Genomic DNA, 4,444 nt, shown 5'->3' with positions numbered 1-4,444 from the left:
ACAGCCATTTCCTCTTTGCGATTAAGGAAGCTGACCAGTTTATCGGGTTTGTGGAGCTTGACGGCATTCTCTGGACCCAGCAGAATGCCTGGCTCACGATTGGAATCGGTGACCCGGATATGTACGGCAAGGGCTATGGAACAGAGGCCATGGAACTGTTAATTCAATTCGCCTTCCACGAGCTCAATCTGCACCGGCTGCAGCTTACCGTTTTCGAATACAATACCGCGGCTCGCCGCTTATATGAAAAACTCGGTTTCGTGCACGAGGGTTCGCACCGGGAGTTTATTCTCCGGGATGGCCAGGCCTACGATATGCTTCTGTACGGTCTCTTACGAAAAGATTGGAATCAAAAAACGCAGGGATAAGACACCATCGTCTTCCCTGCGTTTTTTATTAGGCTTCTTTTTCCTGCTGATCTGTATTCTTATCATTCTGTACCCCTTTTAAGATAAAGGAGAAAGGCAAGGCAATCAGCAGTACGATCGCAGATACGAGAAAAGCTTCATTCAGTGTCTGCAAGGTAGCCGCCTGCATATCGATACCAGGAGCTGCCGACACCTGCGCTCGCCTCACTTCGTAATAAATGGAAAAGAACACAATCCCTAAGGATGAAGATATCTGACGGATAATATTGTTCATCGCAGAACCCTGTGCTACAAGCGGTTCCGGAATCGAGTTCATACCGGAAGTCGTCGCTGGCATATTGCTCATTCCCATACCCATGCCGCGGACTGTGTTGAGCGCAAGAATCAGCCAGTACGGTGTAGATAGCTGAAGAAAACTTAATCCTAGTGTCGCAATTGCCATAATCGCAAGACCCGGCGGTACGACGTACTTCGGTCCTTTTTTATCGAGCAGCCGTCCACCGAGCGACATAAACACACCACTCGCAGCCGCTGCCGGCAGGAAGAGCAGGCCGGTCATGACCGCATTCATTCCATAAACATTTTGAATGAGTAAAGGCAGCAGGAATATTCCTGAAAACAACCCAATGGAAGCTGCGCTCGTCACGACGATGGACACTGAATACGTAGGTACTTTAAAAACAGATAAGTTCAGTAACGGATCGTCCTGCCGGTTTTCATAGAACACGAATAAAACAACGGCGATCAAGCCCCCGACAATTAAAGCGATGTTTAATGGGTCGAACAAGTTCTCAACGCTTCTTCCGCGTCCTAAGGCAAACAGAATCGAACCGATACCTGAAGTAATGATCAGGAACCCGACTAAATCGAACTTCTTCTCGGGATGGGTCTCTGTTCGTTCCAGGAATTTAGAAGATAGTATTAATCCAGTTAACCCGAACGGGATATTAAAGGCAAACAGCCAGGGCCATTCGAGATATTGAATTAAAAATCCGCCGATTGTGGGTCCGATAGCTGGTGCGACCATCGCAGCGATCCCATATACTCCGACCGCAAGGCCACGTTCATGTTTCGGGAAGGAATTAAAGATTAACGCCATCGCAATAGGAAGCATTAAACCGCCGGCCATTCCCTGTATAGCCCGGGAGATGATGACCATGGCTAACGTTTCTGAGAAAAAACCGGACAGCGAACCTGCGATAAAGATGACAAGTCCTGTGACGTACACTTTTTTCTTGCCAAAACGGTCTCCAAAATAACCCGTCAGCGGCATCGTCATTCCCATAGAGACCATGAAAATGGTTAGGATCCAGCCCACAGCCACCGCATTGGAGTCGAAGATCTCAATAAACTTCGGCAGGATTGGATTTAACATACTATTATTTAGGATAACGGTGAATGTACCGAAAAGAACCGATACAACCACGAGCCATTTATTAGGTAGTTTACTCATCAGATGCCTCCTCTCTTGATTACTTCGGAACTCGAATTATTTTTCAACTATACCACTGATGATCGTGTTTCTCCACGTGTATGCTTATCTCTTTTCACAATCGTTTCAAAGATCCTTTTAAATTATTCCACGTCAGTGATTAAAAAAACATTTTTAACCGATTGGAAGCGTTTTAAATAGATAGAGAGAGTTTTTGCTTTAAAAAAGGGGGGTATGCAGGAGGAGAATGATTAAAGGAGGTTCTCAAAAAATGGGACGACTAAACCAGAAAATAGCAGTCGTGACAGGCGCTGCTACAGGAATTGGCCAGGCAACCGTCAAGCTTTTTGCAGAAGAAGGTGCCACTGTTGTCTGTGCGGATGTGAACGTAGAAGACGTTCAAAACACAGTTAACGAAGTAAAAGACAACGGCGGAAAAGCCGAGTTTGTATATGTAGATGTATCGAACGAAGAAAGCGTAACAAGCTTAGCCCAACACGTAAAAGACACGTACGGATCCATAGATGTCTTATTCAATAATGCCGGAATCGACGAAGAAGGTGGAAAAGTACACGAGTATCCCGTGGAGCTGTTCGACCAGATTATCGCGGTCGATCTGCGCGGCACCTTCTTAACAAGTAAATACTTGCTCCCTCTTATGCTGGAAAAAGGAAGCGGATCGATCATTAATACATCATCAATGTCCGGGCGGGCGGCTGATCTGGACCGCTCCGGATATAATGCAGCTAAAGGCGGCATTACGAACTTTACAAAGGCCATGGCGATCGATTACGCACGAGAAGGCATTCGTGTGAATTCAATTGCGCCAGGAACGATTGAAACGCCGCTGATCGATGAACTAGCCGGTTCGAAACAGGAAGAGCAGGGACGTGAATTCCGCGAAGCCAACAAGTGGGTCACTCCGATGGGGCGCTTAGGCGATCCTAAAGAAGTCGCAAATGTCGCGCTGTTCTTGGCCTCAGACGAGAGTTCGTATATTACCGGGGAGGACATTACGGTAGATGGCGGTATTATGGCTTATACGTGGCCAGGTAAAATGCTAATTGATAATCAATGGAAAAAAACTACTGATTGAGTAGATGAGGCTCAGAGTGAAAAACTCTGAGCCTTTCTTTTTAGTCAGCTTTCCCCTTTATCCTTAGCCCCACAAAAAAACAGCCCAATCAGCGTTGGACTGTCTCTCTACTCTATTCTTCCGCTTCCTCATCCAGAGGATAATGTTTTAGAAAATAAACCAGTGCCTGCAGTTCGATAGCAAGGTCAATATGGTGGACACGAACATGGGACGGGACGGTGATCCGCGCTGGTGTAAAGTTCAGAATCGCGCTGACCCCTGCATCTACGAGCCGATCCGCAATGCCCTGCGCCTCGGACGCCGGAACAGTAAGAATGGCCACGGCCAGGTCTCCCATTTTCTCTTCCATATCATCAATATGCTCAACACGGACACCGCCGACTTCACTTCCAACGCGTTCGCGGCTGGCATCAAAGGCAATTTCTATTTTCGTATTATTATTTTTTGTGAAATTATAATTTAAGAATGCGGTACCTAAATTACCGACTCCAATTAGCGCAACTTTCGTCGTTTCATCCTGATCGAGCGTCTTTCGGAAAAATGATAATAAGTACTCTACATTATAGCCATATCCTTTTTTCCCAAGGGCTCCAAAATAAGAAAAGTCGCGACGGATCGTAGCGGAATCCACTTTCACCGCTTCACTCAGCTCTTTCGATGAGACACGCATTTTTCCCTGGCCGTGCAAATTATTTAAAAAGCGGTAATACAACGGCAATCGTTTTGCTGTAGCTTGTGGGATCTTAGTATGTTCTTCTAAATCCATGACTCTGCCTCCTTTACCGGCTCTCTCGCTGATAATCACCGGTTTTACCGCCTGTTTTCTCCATGAGATAGGTCGGCCCGATAACCATTCCTTTATCAAGAGATTTACACATATCATAAATAGTCAAAGCTGTAGCAGAAGCAGCGGTTAGCGCTTCCATTTCTACCCCTGTACTTCCCTTCGTTTTCACAGCCGCTTGAATCTGTAATGTGTAAGAATTGCCTGTTTCCCAATCGAATGACACGTCGACTCCGCTTAAAGACAATGGGTGACACATGGGAATCCAATCTGATGTTTTCTTTGCTGCCATAATGCCTGCCACTTGCGCCACCGCAAGCACATCGCCTTTGGAAATTTCCTGATTGGTAATTTTATGATAAATTTCTTCGTTGACTTGTACACTGCTGAAAGCCACCGCAGTCCGAACGGTTTCTCCCTTACTGGAGATATCCACCATACGGGCGCGCCCCTGCTCATTAAAATGTGTAAACTCTGACATGGTCTTACCCCTTTACGAGTAAATTCACAAACTTACTGTTAGTTACATTACTCTTATTCTAACAAAAAATCAACGGCTAGACGTTAAAGATTTCACAAACTCAGGAGCATTATCTTGCTAGAAGAATCCCCGATACGATACACTTATCTCATTGAGGTGAAACGACATGATTCTCATGCAATTGAATCAATTGACGAAGCAATTCGGTGCTGAGTTGATTTTATCGGATATTAAATTAGAAGTACAAAAGAATGACCGCATGGCGATCGTCGGTCGGAACGGT

General features: G+C 45.8%; 5 protein-coding genes. 2 read left to right on the top strand and 3 right to left on the bottom strand.

Annotated features, from left to right (window positions below; translation table 11 throughout):
• Positions 1 to 368 (top strand): GNAT family N-acetyltransferase (locus WAM07_RS11135; RefSeq protein ID WP_422166870.1); only part of this gene is annotated, 368 nt, incomplete at its 5' end.
• Between the two features lie 28 nt (positions 369 to 396).
• On the opposite strand, the gene WAM07_RS11130 is transcribed toward WAM07_RS11135, so the two are convergent.
• Positions 397 to 1,821: an MDR family MFS transporter gene (locus WAM07_RS11130; RefSeq protein WP_422166868.1), complete on the bottom strand. Its 1,425-nt coding sequence runs from the start codon at positions 1,819 to 1,821 to the stop codon at positions 397 to 399.
• A 250-nt stretch (positions 1,822 to 2,071) separates the two neighbouring features.
• On the opposite strand from WAM07_RS11130, the gene WAM07_RS11125 reads away from it, so the two are divergent.
• Positions 2,072 to 2,896, top strand: coding sequence for an SDR family oxidoreductase (locus tag WAM07_RS11125; RefSeq protein WP_422166866.1), 825 nt, complete (start codon positions 2,072 to 2,074; stop codon positions 2,894 to 2,896).
• Between the two features lie 112 nt (positions 2,897 to 3,008).
• Here the strand turns inward: WAM07_RS11125 and WAM07_RS11120 are convergent, their stop codons facing one another.
• Positions 3,009 to 3,662 carry a redox-sensing transcriptional repressor Rex gene (locus WAM07_RS11120; protein ID WP_422166864.1) on the bottom strand — a complete coding sequence of 218 codons (654 nt, stop codon included), beginning with the start codon at positions 3,660 to 3,662 and terminating at the stop codon, positions 3,009 to 3,011.
• Positions 3,663 to 3,675: 13 nt separating this feature from the next.
• Entirely contained in the window at positions 3,676 to 4,161 is a 486-nt protein-coding gene (moaC, locus tag WAM07_RS11115) for a cyclic pyranopterin monophosphate synthase MoaC (RefSeq protein ID WP_089751731.1), read from the bottom strand.
• Positions 4,162 to 4,444: the final 283 nt, after the last annotated feature.

It is taken from the genome of Halobacillus sp. (assembly GCF_049282395.1).
Classification (GTDB): Bacteria; Bacillota; Bacilli; order Bacillales; family Halobacillaceae; genus Halobacillus.
The sequence above is the reverse complement of the archived record's forward strand: the minus strand, read 5'-3'. Positions and strand labels throughout refer to the sequence as shown.

Coding starts and splice junctions, on each gene's coding strand:
- WAM07_RS11125 (WP_422166866.1), top strand. CDS start 2,072: ATGGGACGACTAAACCAGAAAATAGCAGTCGTGACAGGCGCTGCTACA.
- WAM07_RS11120 (WP_422166864.1), bottom strand. CDS start 3,662: ATGGATTTAGAAGAACATACTAAGATCCCACAAGCTACAGCAAAACGA.
- moaC (WP_089751731.1), bottom strand. CDS start 4,161: ATGTCAGAGTTTACACATTTTAATGAGCAGGGGCGCGCCCGTATGGTG.
- WAM07_RS11130 (WP_422166868.1), bottom strand. CDS start 1,821: ATGAGTAAACTACCTAATAAATGGCTCGTGGTTGTATCGGTTCTTTTC.